This is a genomic window from Amycolatopsis sp. NPDC048633, assembly GCF_040650695.1.
GTDB lineage: Bacteria > Actinomycetota > Actinomycetes > Mycobacteriales > Pseudonocardiaceae > Amycolatopsis.
In genome coordinates, this window is the sequence record NZ_JBEZHS010000024.1 from 54,907 (window position 1) to 66,868 (window position 11,962).

Annotated in this window: 17 protein-coding genes and 2 pseudogenes; 10 read left to right on the forward strand and 9 right to left on the reverse strand. The window is 72.6% G+C overall.

Annotated elements, in window-relative coordinates:
* Positions 1–3 precede the first annotated feature (3 nt).
* Complete coding sequence (locus tag AB0C38_RS33235) at positions 4–879, reverse strand: alkaline phosphatase family protein (RefSeq protein ID WP_360681183.1); 876 nt, start codon at positions 877–879, stop codon at positions 4–6.
* A 235-nt stretch (positions 880–1,114) separates the two neighbouring features.
* Between AB0C38_RS33235 and AB0C38_RS33240 the strand changes: the two genes are divergently transcribed.
* From AB0C38_RS33240 to AB0C38_RS33275, 8 genes are read left to right on the forward strand one after another with little or no spacing between them, the layout of a single operon-like run.
* Positions 1,115–1,372, forward strand: coding sequence for a hypothetical protein (locus tag AB0C38_RS33240; RefSeq protein ID WP_360681185.1), 258 nt, complete (start codon positions 1,115–1,117; stop codon positions 1,370–1,372).
* Positions 1,369–2,286, forward strand: a complete 918-nt coding sequence (locus tag AB0C38_RS33245; RefSeq protein WP_360681187.1) for an FAD:protein FMN transferase — start codon at positions 1,369–1,371, stop codon at positions 2,284–2,286. The genes AB0C38_RS33240 and AB0C38_RS33245 overlap by 4 nt, the downstream gene beginning before the upstream one ends.
* Positions 2,283–2,843 carry a ferric reductase-like transmembrane domain-containing protein gene (locus AB0C38_RS33250; protein WP_360681189.1) on the forward strand — a complete coding sequence of 187 codons (561 nt, stop codon included), beginning with the start codon at positions 2,283–2,285 and terminating at the stop codon, positions 2,841–2,843. Before AB0C38_RS33245 ends, AB0C38_RS33250 begins: the two co-directional genes overlap by 4 nt.
* Positions 2,840–3,970, forward strand: coding sequence for an NADH-ubiquinone oxidoreductase-F iron-sulfur binding region domain-containing protein (locus AB0C38_RS33255; RefSeq protein WP_360681191.1), 1,131 nt, complete (start codon positions 2,840–2,842; stop codon positions 3,968–3,970). The genes AB0C38_RS33250 and AB0C38_RS33255 overlap by 4 nt, the downstream gene beginning before the upstream one ends.
* On the forward strand, positions 3,967–4,161 hold the full coding sequence (locus AB0C38_RS33260) for a ferredoxin (RefSeq protein WP_360681193.1): 195 nt from the start codon (positions 3,967–3,969) through the stop codon (positions 4,159–4,161). Before AB0C38_RS33255 ends, AB0C38_RS33260 begins: the two co-directional genes overlap by 4 nt.
* Positions 4,162–4,203: 42 nt before the next feature.
* Positions 4,204–4,665: a Sir2 family NAD-dependent protein deacetylase gene (locus tag AB0C38_RS33265; RefSeq protein ID WP_360681195.1), complete on the forward strand. Its 462-nt coding sequence runs from the start codon at positions 4,204–4,206 to the stop codon at positions 4,663–4,665.
* A complete protein-coding gene (locus AB0C38_RS33270) occupies positions 4,662–4,937 on the forward strand; it encodes a hypothetical protein (protein WP_360681197.1) in 276 nt (91 codons plus the stop codon). The genes AB0C38_RS33265 and AB0C38_RS33270 overlap by 4 nt, the downstream gene beginning before the upstream one ends.
* 2 nt (positions 4,938–4,939) lie before the next feature.
* Complete coding sequence (locus AB0C38_RS33275) at positions 4,940–5,461, forward strand: hypothetical protein (RefSeq protein WP_360681389.1); 522 nt, start codon at positions 4,940–4,942, stop codon at positions 5,459–5,461.
* A gap of 20 nt (positions 5,462–5,481) precedes the next feature.
* On the opposite strand, the pseudogene AB0C38_RS33280 reads toward AB0C38_RS33275, so the two are convergent.
* A pseudogene (locus AB0C38_RS33280) lies at positions 5,482–5,742 on the reverse strand (hypothetical protein); the annotation flags it as partial.
* Between the two features lie 269 nt (positions 5,743–6,011).
* Complete coding sequence (locus AB0C38_RS33285; RefSeq protein WP_360681199.1) at positions 6,012–6,584, reverse strand: TetR/AcrR family transcriptional regulator; 573 nt, start codon at positions 6,582–6,584, stop codon at positions 6,012–6,014.
* Positions 6,585–6,634: 50 nt separating this feature from the next.
* Between AB0C38_RS33285 and AB0C38_RS33290 the strand changes: the two genes are divergently transcribed.
* On the forward strand, positions 6,635–7,495 hold the full coding sequence (locus tag AB0C38_RS33290) for an SDR family oxidoreductase (RefSeq protein WP_360681201.1): 861 nt from the start codon (positions 6,635–6,637) through the stop codon (positions 7,493–7,495).
* Position 7,496: 1 nt separating this feature from the next.
* On the opposite strand, the gene AB0C38_RS33295 is transcribed toward AB0C38_RS33290, so the two are convergent.
* From AB0C38_RS33295 to AB0C38_RS33310, 4 genes and pseudogenes are all read right to left on the reverse strand, one after another.
* The gene (locus AB0C38_RS33295; protein ID WP_360681203.1) at positions 7,497–7,796 is read right to left on the reverse strand and encodes an antibiotic biosynthesis monooxygenase; all 300 of its coding nucleotides are present in this window, start codon (positions 7,794–7,796) and stop codon (positions 7,497–7,499) included.
* 66 nt (positions 7,797–7,862) lie between these two features.
* Complete coding sequence (locus AB0C38_RS33300; protein WP_360681205.1) at positions 7,863–8,129, reverse strand: hypothetical protein; 267 nt, start codon at positions 8,127–8,129, stop codon at positions 7,863–7,865.
* Between the two features lie 619 nt (positions 8,130–8,748).
* Positions 8,749–9,069: pseudogene (locus tag AB0C38_RS33305) on the reverse strand (glycosyltransferase); the annotation flags it as partial.
* A 144-nt stretch (positions 9,070–9,213) separates the two neighbouring features.
* Positions 9,214–10,692, reverse strand: coding sequence for an aldehyde dehydrogenase (locus AB0C38_RS33310; RefSeq protein WP_360681207.1), 1,479 nt, complete (start codon positions 10,690–10,692; stop codon positions 9,214–9,216).
* Between the two features lie 121 nt (positions 10,693–10,813).
* On the opposite strand from AB0C38_RS33310, the gene AB0C38_RS33315 reads away from it, so the two are divergent.
* Positions 10,814–11,137 carry an STAS domain-containing protein gene (locus AB0C38_RS33315; RefSeq protein WP_360681209.1) on the forward strand — a complete coding sequence of 108 codons (324 nt, stop codon included), beginning with the start codon at positions 10,814–10,816 and terminating at the stop codon, positions 11,135–11,137.
* Positions 11,138–11,236: 99 nt separating this feature from the next.
* On the opposite strand, the gene AB0C38_RS33320 is transcribed toward AB0C38_RS33315, so the two are convergent.
* On the reverse strand, positions 11,237–11,539 hold the full coding sequence (locus AB0C38_RS33320; RefSeq protein ID WP_360681211.1) for a protease inhibitor I42 family protein: 303 nt from the start codon (positions 11,537–11,539) through the stop codon (positions 11,237–11,239).
* 2 nt (positions 11,540–11,541) lie between these two features.
* Positions 11,542–11,955 carry a hypothetical protein gene (locus tag AB0C38_RS33325; protein WP_360681213.1) on the reverse strand — a complete coding sequence of 138 codons (414 nt, stop codon included), beginning with the start codon at positions 11,953–11,955 and terminating at the stop codon, positions 11,542–11,544.
* Positions 11,956–11,962 lie beyond the last annotated feature (7 nt).

The following is an 11,962-nucleotide window of genomic DNA, read 5'->3' on the forward strand; positions in this document are numbered from 1 at the left end:
CGGTTACTGCCAGACGTCGAGGATCGGCGACTTGCTCGCGGCGCCGCCGATGCCCGGCAGGCCGTACGACGCCTCGATCGTGCGCAGCACGGTGTAGTGGTTGATCGACTCGCTGTAGCTGCCGGTCTTGACGTGCGCGCCGGTGAAGCTGGTGAAGATCTGGTTGACGGACGTGCCGCTGTCCTCGTCGAAGGTGACGATCAGCAGGCTGTTGTGCGTCTTGGCCCACTGGGCGTAGGCATCGAGGTGGTTCTTGAGCCAGGTGTCGCCGGTGCCGACCGAGCAGTCGTGCATGTCGTTGCACATGTCGGGCGTCACGAAAGCGACCGTCGGCAGCTGGGTGAAGTCCGTGGGGAAGCTCGAGTACCGGACGTTGCTCGCGGCCGGGACGTTGCTGAAGTCGACCCAGCTGTTGTGCTTGCGCATGTACCGGCCGCTGGAACAGCCGGTGTAGCCGTCCGACGGCATGGCCTCGGAGTAGCCCGTGAAGGTCTTGCCCGCGCCGATCAGCTGCTGGCCGAGGTTGGCCTTCGCGCCGAGGTTCGCCGGGCAGCTGTCGCTGGTGACGCCCTGCGTAGCGCCCGAGAACAGGGCGACGTAGTTGGGCTGGCTCGGGTGGGTGATCGCGAAGGAGTTCGTGAACTTCGCGCTCTGCGACGCGAGGGCGTTGAAGTAGGGCGCGCTGGAGCTGCCGTTGATCGAGGAGTACTTCTTGTTCTCGAACATCACGAGGACGATGTGGTCGAACGCCGGCACGGTCGACGCGGTGGGCCGTACGGCCGTGGGCTCGTCCGTTCCGGTGACGACGGCCGCGGCGACGACACCGGCTGTGACCAGGGTGGCGGCGGCGAAGGCGGCGAAGATCCGCTTGCGGATCATGGGTCCTCCAACGGTGGCGGGTGAGGGCGCCTCATGATGTCCACTCCGCCGGGCCGGTCGGTGCCGTGCCGTGGTCCGGCTCGTGAACATCAGGAAACCTCCGGCGGACAACGGAAAGAGTGGGTTAATGGCTTTCCGCTGTCAACCTCCTAAGGTAGGTGTCCACTGTGGACCGTCAGGGAGTTGACAGGTCGCTCCCAGGTCGTTCAAAGGAACGGCGCCGAGACTCGGTCCCATGGAACCCACCACGACCGGCGGAGCGGCCCGCCGCGAGCACGGCAGGCGCAAGGCCGCCCTGGTCACCGCGACGGTGGCGGTGCTGGGCGCGGCCACCGCCGGCGCGGTCGGCTTCGGCCTTTCGACCGCGTCCGCCGCCGCCGACACCACGTCGACCAGCACCTCGGACTCCGTCGGTACCCAGGACCAGCTTCAGCCGACCGACGGCTTGAGCTCCGGCTCGGGCAGCGCCCACACGGGCTCGGGCGCGTCGTGACGACGGCGTTCCCTGCGCTGGGCACGACGGCTTCGGTGGTGGTCACCGACCCCGCGCGGCTCCTGGCGGCGGCTTCGCTCCTGAGTGACGAGCTGGCCGCGATCGACCTGGCGTGCAGCCGGTTCCGGGCGGACTCGGAGATCTCACGGCTGCACGAGCGGGCCGGGCAGCAGGTCCGGGTCGGCTCGCTGCTGGCGGAGGCCCTGGGGGCGGCGTTGCGCGCGGCTCGGCTGACGGCCGGATTGGTGGACCCGACGGTCGGTGCCGCGGTGCGGGCACTCGGGTACGACCGGGACTTCGCGTTGCTCACCGGCAGCGCGGTTGAGAGTGGCGCCGCCCCGGCCCCCGCTCCCGGCTGGCACCGCGTGCTCTTCGACCCGGCCCTGCGCCTCGTCGTCCTGCCGCGCGGCGTCCAGCTCGACCTCGGTGCCACCGCGAAAGCCCTCGCCGCCGATCGGGCCGCGCGCCGGATCCACCTCGCGCTGGGGTGTGGCGTCCTCGTCAACCTCGGCGGTGATCTCCGGGTCGCCGGTCCGGAACCCGCCGGTGGCTGGCAGGTCGCGCTCGGCGACGACCACGCCGAAGCCGTCGCCCGGCCGGCTGCGCGGGTCGCCCTCACCACCGGCGGCCTCGCCACCTCCGGGACCACCCGCCGGCGCTGGCGCCACGCCGGGCGCACCGTGCACCACATCGTCGACCCGCGCACCGGTGATGTCGCGCAACCGCTCTGGCGCACCGTGACCGTCGCCGCGAAGTCCACTGTGGACGCCAACACCGCGAGCACCGCCGCCATCGTCCTCGGGACCGACGCCCCGCGCTGGCTGGAAGAACGACGGCTGCCCGCGCGGCTCACCTCCGACGCCGGCGACGTCGTCACGACGCCGGGCTGGCCCGCCGAAAGGAAAGCCGCATGAGCTGGTACTTCAGCCGCGCGACCGGCCTCGTCTCGCTGGTGCTCTTCACCGGCGTCGTCGTCCTCGGCGCGCTCGGCGCCGGCCGGTTCGCGACCCCGGCGTGGCCTCGCTTCACCGTCGCCGCCCTGCACCGGAACCTCGCGCTGACCAGCCTCGCGTTCCTCGCCGCGCACATCGCGTCGGCGGTCCTCGACGGCTACGTCCCGCTGAGCTGGCTCGACGTCGTCGTCCCGTTCGGCTCGGACTACCAGCCGCTCTGGGTCGGGCTCGGCGCCGTCGCGATCGACCTGCTGCTCGCGATCGTCGTCACCAGCCTGCTGCGCACGCGCATCCCGCCGCGGGCCTGGCGGGCCGTGCACTGGCTGGCCTACCTCTGCTGGCCGGTCGCGCTGGTGCACGGCTTCGGCATGGCCGAGGACGACGCCGCGTACGGCTGGATCGTCGCCCTCGACGTGCTCTGCGTGCTGGCCGTGCTCGGCGCCGTCGCCTTCCGCGCCACCCGTCAGGACGCCGACACCGCGACCCGCAAGCTCTCGCCGCTCGGAGGCACCCGATGACCATCCTGCCGCCCCACCGCCTCGACCTGGCCGGCCACCGGCGCCGCAACGGCGTCGTGCCCTGGGTCGCCTACCACGGTGAAGACGGCCGCGACCGGCTGATCGAAGCCGTCGCCGCGGCGGACCTGCGCGGCCGCGGCGGCGCGGGCTTCCCGACCGCGGTCAAGCTGCGTTCAGCCCGGTCGCCGCGCTCGGTCGTCGTCGCGAACGGGTGCGAAGGCGACCCGCTCAGCCACAAGGACGCCGCGCTGCTGGCGCTGTCCCCGCACCTGGTGCTGGACGGCCTGCAGCTCGCCGCGCACGCCATCGGCGCCGGGGAGGCCGTGCTCTGCGTGCACGCGGGCAGCCCGGTGCTGCCGAGCGTCTTCGCGGCGCTCGCCGAACGCGACGACCGCGTGCCGGTGCGCGTCGAGGAGATCCCGCGCCGGTATGTCGCCAGCGAGGAGACCGCGCTCGTCCACCACCTGACGTCGGGGGACGCGCGGCCGCTGGGCAAGTCGCCGCGGCCCGACGAACGCGGGGTGCGCGGCCGGCCGACGCTCGTGGACAACGTCGAAACGCTGGCGCAGCTGGCTTTGGTGATCCTCCTCGGCCCGCGGCACTACCTTTCCGCCCGCCGGGACTTGGTCACGGTCACCGGTGCCGTCCGGCGGCCCGGGGTCGTGGAGACGGCGCCCGGCGTGTCGCTGGCGGCGGTCCTGGCCGCGGCGGGCGGCGAGACCGAGCCGGTCCAGGCGGTGCTGGTCGGCGGGTACGGCGGGACGTGGACTTCGGATTTCGCGGCCGGTGTGCCGGGGATTCCGGCGGTGTACGCGCTGCCGGCGCGGGCGTGCGGGCTCGAGTACACGGCGAAGGTGCTGGCGTTCCTGGCGGCCGAGTCGGCCCGGCAGTGCGGGCCGTGCATGTTCGGCCTCCCGGCGATCGCGGCGGACTTCGCGGAGCTGCTCCGCGGCGGCCCCTCGACGTCCCGGCTGGCCCGCCGTCTGCCGCTGCTCACCGGCCGCGGGGCGTGCGCGCACCCGGACGGCGCGGCGCGGCTCGCGACGAGCGCGTTGCAGGTGTTCGGTCTGGATGTGGCAGCGCACGCGGCCGGTGGCCGGTGCCGGGTGCTGGAGAGTGTGGCGTGAAGGTGACGGTGGACCCGATCGGGTGCCGGGCGCACGGGTTGTGCGCGGACCTGCTGCCGGAGTTCGTGCGGCTGGACGAGTGGGGCTACCCGATCGTGGCGTCGGGCCCACTGCCGCCGGAGCTGGTCGGAGAGGCCCGGCGCGCGGCGGCCGCGTGCCCGGCCCTGGCGTTGCGGCTCAGGGCGCGGTAAATCCGGTCGTCGCCTCGCTCCCGGGTCGTTAACCTCCGGAGTATGAAGCTCACCGACCGGATCCGCGGCGCCCGGCTCGTCGGCGTGCTGACCGGTGCGGGCATCTCCACCGCTTCGGGGATTCCCGACTATCGCGGCCCCGACGGGATCTGGACGCGCACGCCGAGTGCCGTGAACGCCTTCACGCTCGAGAACTTCATGGCCGACGCCGAGGTGCGCCGCGAGTTCTGGCGCAGCTACCGCGGCCATGCGGCGTGGACCGCCGAGCCGAACGCGGCCCACCGCGCCCTCGCGAACCTGGATGGCTCGGGAACCGCCGTGCGCGTCCTCACCCAGAACGTCGACGGCCTGCACCAGAAAGCCGGCCTCGCCGCGCGCAAGGTCCTCGAACTGCACGGCACCTTGCACACCACGCGGTGCACTGACTGCCCGGTGCGGCTCCCGACCGCCGAGTGCTGGAGCTCGGTGAAGATCCGCGTTGTCCGGAGTGCGGCGGGATCTTGAAGCTCGACGTCGTCCTCTTCGGACAGACGCTGGACGGAGACGTCCTCGGCCGCGCGCGGAACGTCGCCGCGGCGAGCGAGGTCTTCCTGGCCATCGGCAGCACGCTGCAGGTGGAGCCGGCGGCGTCGCTGTGCACAGTAGCGGCCCGGTCCGGCGCGACGCTGGTGATCGTCAACCGCGATCCGACGCCCTACGACGAGGACGCGGCTTTCGTGCTGCGGGAGGACATCGAGACGGTGGTTCCGGAACTCTGCGCCGCGGTGCGGAGCTGACGATGGGAGATCCCGGGGCGGTCGCCGATCCGGACAACTGGGTCGGCGGCTTCTACGAGCTGTTCCTGGAAGCCGGTGAGGCCGCGCTGTCCGCGCTCTGGCGCGCGACCGGAGCCGAGCAGGTCTCCGAGGACTCCGGCCACGTGCGGGGCACGGTGCACCTGCCCCTGGGCGGCCCGGTCGTCTGCGGCAGCTACGCCGACATCGGCGGCGACGGACCGGACTACGTCGAGTTCTATCTCCCGCTCGGCGCGCTGGCCCGGCTCGACCGGCGGATCGGCGGCTTCCCGTTCGGCCCGGGCGGCGGGCCGGCGTCGCTGTCGTGGCGTGCGGCGCTGGACACGTGGCTGGCGGGGGTGGCGGAGGAGGTGTTCCGCGAGGTCGGCTTCAGCCTCGGCGTGATCGGCTTCGAGCTCGACGCGGTGACGTCGGCCGGCCTCGGCGGCGTGGTGCCGGACGCGCGCTGGGAGGGGTACCTGCTTCCGGTCGACGGACGCCTGAAGTACTGGCCGGCGAACCGATAAGACGGCCGAGTGGCCCAAGCCCGTTCGAAGTCGGCGGCTTCGACGCGCGAGGCCAGGAACTCCTCCTGCGCGTTGATCTCGTCCAGTGGCGGGACCGCGAGCCGGCCCAGGCCGGTGCCGCCCACCTCGTGGTCCTCGTCGGCCCAGCCGAGCCGGCCGTCGCGGAAGAACTCCACCTTGCGGCGCTCGTATCCGTCCGGGCCGATCTCGCTGATCATGTCGACGGGGTCGTCGGCGAAGTCGTGCTCCCACCGGACCCGCAGGTACCAGACGCCCGTCATGCGAGCCGGCCATCGCCGGTCAGGCGGCAGCGGCTCGCTCGGCAGTCGGCCAAGGAGTCCGCCGCCTTCCGGCGGACCCTTGACTCTGAAGTCAGGTCCAGATCCGGTTCCGATTCCGCGCGGAGCCCGGCGTCGAGGACTGGGTCCGTGACCTCGTAGCCCGGGAGAAGGCCTGCTGCCCCTTCTACGGCTTTGACATCGCCGTCGAGGACGGCCAAATCCGTTGGGACGCCGCGGCGCTCGTAGCCCTCTATGCGCTTGCCGGGTGATCAGCCGGGCCGGATCGCGGTGACCAGCATGCGCACCAGCTCGTCGCCGTCGACCGTCCACTTCTCCTTCGCCAGGTGACCGCTCAGCTCCAGCCCCGCGATCCCGTGCGCGCTCGACATCAGCAACGCGCCATACCGGCGCGCATCCGCTTCGCCGACCACGTCGGCGACCAGGGCGAGGAACTCGTTCTCCACCCGGGTCGCGGCCGCGGCGGCCACGGGATCGCCGCCCACCTGCGTGCTGAACATCAGCGCGTACAGGTGCGGCTGCCGGCGGCCGACGCTGATGAGGGTCAGCAGGCCTCGCTCGAGCCGGGCGCCCGCACTCGCAGCGAGGTCGGCTCGCAGCTGTTCCACCTCGTCCGCCACCGAGCTCCAGGCGTCGACGGCGAGCGCGGTCAGCAGGTGCTGTTTGTCCTCGAAGTGGCCGTAAGGCGCGCCGCGGGAGACGCCGGCGCGGGCTCCCACCGCCCGGAGGGTCACCGCGTCGGGGCCGCCCTCGTCCAACAGTTCGGACGCGGCCCGTACCAGGGCGCTCCGGGTCGTTGCGGCGGCTTCAGCTCGCGTCACCATGGCGCCGATCATAGTTGACAGTGTCACACGAGTTGCGCATAGTAGTTCATATGACAGTGTCACATCAGAACGAGATCATGGTCGTCACCGGCGCCTCGACGGGCCTGGGCGCCGCGACGGCCCGCGAGCTCGCCGCCCGCGGCTACCACGTCCTGGCCGGCGTCCGTCGTGAGACCGACGGTGACGCGATCCGGGCCGACGGCGTCGAGCCGGTGCTCCTCGACATCACGCGCCCCGAGCACGTCCAGGCCCTCGCCGACCGCGTCGGCGCCGATCCGGACCGCCGCCCGCTGCGCGCCCTCGTCAACAACGCGGGCATCTCGGTCAACGCGCCCGTCGAAGCGCTTCCCCTGGACGAGTGGCGGCGGCTGTTCGACGTCAACCTGTTCGGGCACATCGCCGTCACGCAGGCGCTCCTGCCCTTCCTCCACCGCAGCCGCGGCCGGATCGTGAACATCAGCTCGGTCGGCGGGAAGGTCGCGATGGCCACCTACGGGCCCTATGCGGGGACGAAGTTCGCGCTCGAAGCGGTCAGCGACTCGCTTCGCCGTGAGCTCGCCCCGCACGGGGTGCAGGTCGTGGTCGTCGAGCCGGGCGCCGTGCGGACCGAGATGGGCGACCGCGGCGCCGCCACCGCCACCGGCCTCGCCGACCGGATGACCCCCGAACACCAGCGGCGGTACGGGGGGCTCGTGAAAGCCGTCGTCGCCCATTCGCAGCGGTTCACCCGGGCCGGCATGCCGGCGGACGAAGCCGGATCGATCGTCGCCAAGGCCGCCACCGCTCGGCGGCCGCGCACGCGCTACACGATCGGTCGCGACGCGGCATTCCTGACGCGCCTCACCCGCGTCTTGCCGGACCGGATCCTCGACCGGGTGACCGCGGCGACCCTCCGGCCGTACCTGCCGTAGCTCAGCTCTTCTCGAACGGGCCGCCCGTCCAGGCGACGACGTGCTTGCGGACCCCGCCGTCCTCGAACGGCAGCCGCACCGTCGGCCGCGGGGCCACCTTCCGCCAGGCGTCCAGGACCTCCTCCGACTCCCAGCACTCGAAGATGTTCACCCGGCCCGGCTCGAGCGGGTCGGGCGAGATGGCGACGTCGAGGCAGCCCGGGTGCCGCCGCGCTCCCTCGACGACGACCTGGTGGCCGTCGACGAACCGGTCGCGGTCGGCCGGCTCGACGTACACGTGTCCGGCGATGATCACGGTCATTTCCCTGTCCTTTCCCGAAGGTGCCGTTCACCGGACCGACGAACGGCGCCCCGGGAAACCGACACCTCAGGCGGAGGCGAGCGGCACTGTCGTCAGCAGGTGGCGCGCCGCGACGCTCGCGCCGTCGCTGCGCACTTTGCCCGAGAACTCCCGCGCCCGCATCGCCACGCCGGGCCGTAGCGCGACGTCGAGAGCCGAGGTCAGCGCCTCGGCCGTCGGCACACCCGGCTCGGTCGCCGCGCCGAGGCCCAGGTCGCGGACCCGGGCGGCGAAGTAGTGCTGGTCGTACATCTGCGGCACGACCACCTGCGGCGCGCCCGCGCGGGCCGCCACCGTCGTCGTGCCCGCGCCGCCGTGGTGGACGACGGCCGCGACCCCGCTCGAACAGCGCCTGCTGGTTGACCTCGCCGATGCCGAGGCAGTCCGGAGCGTCGTCGGCGACCAGGTCCGCCCACCCGCGGGCCACGACGGCCCGGCGGCCGTGCGCCCGCGCCGCCGCGAGCGCGGCCACGGCGACCTCGCCCGGCGCGCGCATGCTGCCGAACCCGAAGTACACCGGCGGCTCGCCCGCGTCGAGGAACTCCCGGAGGTCGGCCGGCAGCGGCCGCTCGTCCGGCCAGATCCAGGCTCCCGTCTGGACGATCCGCGGGTCGCCCGGCTCCGGCCACGGCGCCAGCGCGGCGTCGGCCGCGAGCCACGGCCGGTCGCCGAATACGTGGCCCGGCAGGTCGTCGACCGGGGCCTGCCCCGCCGCTGCCCGGTATTCGTTGACCTTTCCGCCGAAAAAGGCGTTCCAGCGCTGCGCGTCTTCATTCCAAAGGGCACGGTTGTCCGCCTTTCCGGGCGACCGCCACGGCATCGGCGGCGGCGCGTGCAGATCGGACGGCAGCGTGATGGGGCAGAAGCTCGCGTAGACGTAGGCGGTACCCGACCGTTCGGCGATCGAGCGCGTGGCGAACTGCAGGGCGCCGCCGGCGACCAGGACGTCACACCCCTCGGCGGCCACGGCGATCGTCTCGAACTGGGTCGTGACGGTGTCCTCGGTGGACTTCCGGATCTGTTCGGGCGTCGGCTTGCCCTGGTGCGCCGACGCGGTCCCGCGCAGCTCCGGGCCGATCGGCACGACGTCGAAGCCCAGCTCGTCGAGCCAGTCCCGGAAGTCCGGCGGCACGCACAGGCGGACGTCCTGCCCGAGCGCTCTCAGCTCCGAGGCCAGCGCCAGCACCGGCTGCACTTCGCCCCGCGAGCCGATCGTGGACAGCAAGACACGCATGAAGGAATCCCCTCCGCAGAAAAAGGTGAGCCCGGATTGTGGACCCGCACCGGGGTCTTGCCGCAAGCCCCGGGGTCGGCTATACCTTTAAATGGGGAGAGGGAAATCCTTCGCCGGTCCGGCGCGTCTTCAGCCCAGCGTCCTTTACCCCAGGGTGAACGGATCCCGCGTGCCGCCGGTCAGCTCGACCCAGACGGCCTTGTCCACCAGGTACTCGTCCATCGCGTGGACGCCGTTCTCCCGGCCCAGGCCCGAGTTCTTCACCCCGCCGAACGGCACCGACGGCGCCACGACCCGGTACGCGTTGATCCACACCGTCCCGGCCTTGAGCTTCGCCGCGACGCGGTGGGCGCGGTGCACGTCCTTCGTCCACACTGCGCCGGCCAGGCCGTACGGCGTGTCGTTGGCCAGCCGGATCGCCTCGGCCTCGTCGGTGAACGTCAGCGCGGCCAGCACCGGCCCGAACACCTCCTCGCGCACGACCGTCGACTCCGGCGTCACGCCGGTCAGCACCGTCGGGCGCACGAACAGCCCGCCCAGCGCCGATTCCGCCTCACCGCCGCAGACGACCGTCGCCCCTTCCGCCTTCGCCGTTTCCAGGTAGTGCAGCACTTTCTCGTACTGCGGGGCGTTCGCGACCGGCCCCATCTCGGTGTCCGGGTCGTTCGGGTCGCCCAGCCGGATCGCCGCGGCCCGCTCGGCGACCAGGCGGACCAGTTCGTCGTGGACGTCGGCGTGCACGATCAGCCGCGACCCGGCCATGCACGTCTGGCCGGTCGCGGCGAACACGCCGGCGACGACGCCGTTGGCCGCCGCGGCGAGGTCGGCGTCGGGGAACACCACCTGCGGCGACTTGCCGCCCAGCTCCAGCGTCACCTTGTTGAGGTTCCCGGCGGCCGCCAACGCGACCGCGCGGCCGGTGGCGGTCGACCCGGTGAACGCGACCTTGTCGACGCCCGGGTGCCCGGCCAGCGCCGCGCCCGTCTCGCGGGAGAGCCCGGTGACGACGTTGACGACGCCGGGCGGGAACCCGGCCTCGGTGATCAGCCCGGCCAGCCCGAGCGTCGAAACGGGGGAGTGTTCGGACGGCTTCACCACCACCGTGCACCCGGCGGCCAGCGCGGGCGCGAGCTTCCAGGTGAGCAGCAGCAGCGGCGAGTTCCACGGCGTGATGGCCGCGACGACGCCGACCGGCTCACGGCGGGTGTAGACGAGGTAGTCCGGGTTCGGCGCCGGGATCTGGCGGCCCTCGATCTTGTCGGCGAGGCCCGCGAAGTAGTGGTACCAGCCGCCGAGCCCGGTGAGCTGGCCGATCATCTCGCGGTAGAGCTTGCCGGAGTCGTTCACCTCGAGCCGCGCGAGCCGCTCGGCGTGTTCGCCGATGAGGTCGCCGAGCCGGCGCAGCAGGGCGGCGCGCGCGAAGCCGGTGGTCGCGCCCCACTCGCCCTCGAGTGCCGCGCGGGCCGCCGCGACCGCGTCGTCGATGTCTTCGGGGCCGCCGTCCGGTACGACCGCCCAGGATTCGCCGATGTACGGGTTCTGCGACCCGAACGTCCGGCCCGAGCGGGCATCGACCGCTTTTCCGTTGATCAAAAGGGAAAACCGCGGGAGTGGGTCGGCCATGGGACAGTCCTCCTCGACGTCGAGCCGTGACGCTCTCAGCCTGCACCCGCCCGGGGGCCTGACGTAACCTTTCACGAAGAACCCGGACCGGTGGGAAAAACCCGGTCGGCAGGAGGTCGTGATGACACTTCGCAGCGTTCTCTTCGAAGACGAGATCATCCTGTCGGTCGACGGGCTCTTCGACGGCGGTCTGGCCCCCGCCTACCACCACGCGGTCGAAGACGCCTACGCCGCCGGGGTCCGCCGCCTGGTGGTGGACCTGACGATGGCCACGGCGGTCGACGGCGGCGCGGCGGCGGTCCTGGCCGCGACGGCGGCCGGCTGCGCGTCGCGCGACACCCACCTGATCATCGCGATGCCCGGGGGCGTCGAGGCGGAGATCCGCGACCCGGCGCAGGTCAAGCTGCTGCTGCGCAGCTTCGAACCCTGGCAGGACGCAGGCTGACGAGCGCCCCAATGTGGCCTTGATTGCGTTGAACGCACCCAAGGCGGCCTTCGGTGCGTTGAACGCACCGAAGGCTACATTGGGGCGCTTGGGCCGGGGCTAGCGGACTCGGACTGTCAGGCGGAAGTGGTGCAGCTCGGTTTCCGGCTCCCACGGGCGGGCGTGGCGTGCCACCAGCGTCGTCTCGCCCGGGGCGTCCGCGTGCAGGACGAACCGGTGCTCGCCGGTGCCGCCGGCCTGGTCCGTCGCCGGGTGGAGGGTTTCCTCGACGACCCGCAGCGGGGGCTCCGGACCGTCCAGCACCCACTGGTAGCCGGTGCCCGCGTTCTCGGGCAGCCGCAGCTCCAGCCGCTCGCCCGGCGCGACGTCCGCCGAAGCGCCGTCGGCCTCGAGCGTGATCACCTTCACCAAAGGTAGATCTCGTGGATCAGCCCGTCGGCGGCTTCGGGATACGTGACCGACCCGGCCAGCCGTCCCGACGACGCCAGGGACAGCAGCGCCTCGTGCACGCTGTCGCTGTTCGTCGCGAGGCGCTTCCAGCCGATGCCGTCGACGTAGGCGTAGCCGTTGCGGTCGGCGTTGTTCGTCCAGAGCGCGAGCACCTTCTTGTTCGACTGCCAGGCCGCGGCGGCCGCGGACGGCGCCGCGGTCTGCGGCGCGCCCGGGGGGCTCAGCACCGGCTCGGTGCGGGGTTCGGTGGTGACCGACGTCGTCGCGGCGTGCAGCTGGTCCGGGGTGAGGGGCTGCGGCGCGGTGTCGGGACTGGCGGTGGGCGCCACCGCCGCGGGCGCGGCGGACGGGCTTGTCGATGCGGCCATCTCGCGG

What these genes read in the sequence shown, in the direction of transcription:
- AB0C38_RS33285 (WP_360681199.1), bottom strand. Translation starts at nt 6,584, where the DNA reads ATGGTGACGCGAGCTGAAGCCGCCGCAACGACCCGGAGCGCCCTGGTA.
- AB0C38_RS33315 (WP_360681209.1), top strand. Translation starts at nt 10,814, where the DNA reads ATGACACTTCGCAGCGTTCTCTTCGAAGACGAGATCATCCTGTCGGTC.
- AB0C38_RS33290 (WP_360681201.1), top strand. Translation starts at nt 6,635, where the DNA reads ATGACAGTGTCACATCAGAACGAGATCATGGTCGTCACCGGCGCCTCG.
- AB0C38_RS33255 (WP_360681191.1), top strand. Translation starts at nt 2,840, where the DNA reads ATGACCATCCTGCCGCCCCACCGCCTCGACCTGGCCGGCCACCGGCGC.
- AB0C38_RS33265 (WP_360681195.1), top strand. Translation starts at nt 4,204, where the DNA reads ATGAAGCTCACCGACCGGATCCGCGGCGCCCGGCTCGTCGGCGTGCTG.
- AB0C38_RS33325 (WP_360681213.1), bottom strand. Translation starts at nt 11,955, where the DNA reads ATGGCCGCATCGACAAGCCCGTCCGCCGCGCCCGCGGCGGTGGCGCCC.
- AB0C38_RS33295 (WP_360681203.1), bottom strand. Translation starts at nt 7,796, where the DNA reads ATGACCGTGATCATCGCCGGACACGTGTACGTCGAGCCGGCCGACCGC.
- AB0C38_RS33275 (WP_360681389.1), top strand. Translation starts at nt 4,940, where the DNA reads ATGGGAGATCCCGGGGCGGTCGCCGATCCGGACAACTGGGTCGGCGGC.
- AB0C38_RS33250 (WP_360681189.1), top strand. Translation starts at nt 2,283, where the DNA reads ATGAGCTGGTACTTCAGCCGCGCGACCGGCCTCGTCTCGCTGGTGCTC.
- AB0C38_RS33310 (WP_360681207.1), bottom strand. Translation starts at nt 10,692, where the DNA reads ATGGCCGACCCACTCCCGCGGTTTTCCCTTTTGATCAACGGAAAAGCG.
- AB0C38_RS33240 (WP_360681185.1), top strand. Translation starts at nt 1,115, where the DNA reads ATGGAACCCACCACGACCGGCGGAGCGGCCCGCCGCGAGCACGGCAGG.
- AB0C38_RS33235 (WP_360681183.1), bottom strand. Translation starts at nt 879, where the DNA reads ATGATCCGCAAGCGGATCTTCGCCGCCTTCGCCGCCGCCACCCTGGTC.